This is a genomic window from Ascidiimonas aurantiaca, assembly GCF_037646345.1.
Lineage (GTDB): Bacteria > Bacteroidota > Bacteroidia > Flavobacteriales > Flavobacteriaceae > Ascidiimonas > Ascidiimonas aurantiaca.
In genome coordinates, this window is sequence record NZ_JBBEWR010000045.1 from 1 (window position 1) to 530 (window position 530).

Annotated in this window: 1 pseudogene; it reads right to left on the reverse strand. The window is 44.5% G+C overall.

The window, feature by feature from the left end:
- Positions 1–530: pseudogene (locus WAO84_RS17175) on the reverse strand (RHS repeat domain-containing protein); the annotation flags it as partial.

Sequence of the window (530 nt, forward strand, 5' to 3'; positions counted from 1 at the left end):
ACGTTCCCTAAGTGATCTCTATACTGATAGACATACCTAAACTGCCCACCACCATCTTTATATACATAACCTTCGGACGTATTAAAAAACTGTAACTGGCCGTTCTCATATATATAATTACCTGTGTAATCTGTAGTGGTAGTGTTCCCACTTTCGGTAACGGTCTTGCGAAGCTTGCTGCCGGAAGCATCATAGGTATATTGAATATTCCCATTAGCAAAACTTACCTGGGTAGGTAAACTGAGATGGTTATAGGTGATATTCGTAATCCCCTTATTATCATCCCGGGTCATGTTGCCATTGCCATCATAAAAGTACTCGGTCGTGGCCTCGGCTCCGTCTTTAAAACCGGTCACTGCACTGGCCCCTATGGCATCATCTACGGCCTGTAACTGGTTGCCCTGATAACTATAGGTAAGATCATCCATCAATCCAAAACTCGAAGCACTTACATCCCGATGGCCGTTCCTTGTCAGCCGGGTAATATTGCCCATCTGGTCATATTGCACTAAGCCCAGGCTATAATTGGG